Genomic DNA, 1,366 nt, shown 5'->3' with positions numbered 1-1,366 from the left:
TGATCTTGCCCCCGTATAGCCGGACACAGCCTATCGCTTAGTTAGCGCCGTTTTCCTGAGCCCGGCGCGCCAGCTCCCTCCTGAACATGCGAGGCGATTTCAACTTCAACGATGAATGCGGATGAACCTCATTGAAATGCATAAAAGCGTCTGGCAGTTGCGCGAGAACGACTTTGGCATTGGTGCGGTCCATCAGGCTGACGTAATCCCGTTTAAATGTGTTCACAAAGCTTTCAGCGATCCCGTTCGACTGCGGGCTGCACACCGGCGTATGAATCGGCTCCAAGCCCAACGCGCGAACCAGAGCATGCGTTTCATGGGCCCGGTAGGCGCCGCCATTGTCGCTCAAGAACTCCAGCTTCGCAGAGCCGATGCTGGCCTGGCCAAACCGAGCCTCGACCGCTTCCACCAACATGTCGCGTACTGGCTCACCAGGCAAGCCACGTTCAGCCCAGGCACGCCAAGCAATGATTTCGCGATCACAGCAGTCCTTCATGAACACGCCAGTGACAACCTCTCCATTGTCGCAAGCGATCTCAAATCCATCCGAACACCAGCGCTGATTTGGCTCGGCCACGGCCACGACGCCGTCGTGCACGCGGCTGCTGACGCGGCGTTTTGGCGCCTTCGGCAGCAACAGGCGGTGCTCCTTCATTAACCGATAAAACCGCTTGTGGTTGATCGACTGCAGGCCCATCACAGCACGCGTTCGATTCACCAAGGCGCCCGCCCTGCGATACCCGTAAGTCGGCAGTGCCGTGATTTCGGCGCGCACCGCGTCGACCAAGATGGCGTCGGTAGGCTGGTGGAACGTCTGCACAGTACGGCCATCAACCCAGTCGGTCGGGCGCGCCGCCCTAGTGCACACATTCGAGCGCGCCACGCCCAGTGCCGAACAGACCGCCTTTACTGGCCGTCCTTGTCCAACAAGGGCGAGCGCGCAATCCACTTTTTTTCGCGAGCGAACTCGACTGCCTCCTTCAGGATCTCCGCTTCCATCGTCTTCTTGCCCAGCATCCGTTGCAGCTGGGCGATCTGGGCGCGGGCGGCGGCCAGTTCGCTTGCCGGCACCACCGATTCACCAGCCGAGACCGCCGTGAGCGCGCCTTCGCGTTCCAGCTTGCGCCAGTTGAATAGCTGACTGGCGCCGACACCGTGCTTGCGGGCGACCAGCGAGACGGTCATGCCCGGCTCGTATGTCTCGCGCACCAGCGCCGCCTTTTCATCGGCTGACCAGCGCCTGCGGCGCTCCTGGCTTATCGTTACAACCTCGATTGTTTGCTTGTTCCTAGTCATATGCACAGTCCTATTCCTATCCGTAAGAATAGCGCATAGGCTGTGTCCGGTGAATCAGGGGGCTATTTCA

1 protein-coding gene is annotated in these 1,366 nt (G+C 60.1%); it reads right to left on the bottom strand.

Annotated elements, in window-relative coordinates; all coding sequences use genetic code 11:
* Nucleotides 1–37 precede the first annotated feature (37 nt).
* A protein-coding gene (locus H3H39_RS27295) for an IS3 family transposase (protein WP_229218362.1) occupies nucleotides 38–1,296 on the bottom strand; the annotation gives its coding sequence in 2 pieces (ribosomal slippage) (nucleotides 38–957 and nucleotides 957–1,296; 1,260 coding nt in all).
* Nucleotides 1,297–1,366 lie beyond the last annotated feature (70 nt).

The sequence above is a fragment of the Rugamonas apoptosis genome (assembly GCF_014042355.1).
Taxonomy (GTDB): Bacteria; Pseudomonadota; Gammaproteobacteria; order Burkholderiales; family Burkholderiaceae_D; genus Rugamonas; species Rugamonas apoptosis.
This window is presented reverse-complemented; position numbering and strand designations above follow the sequence as displayed.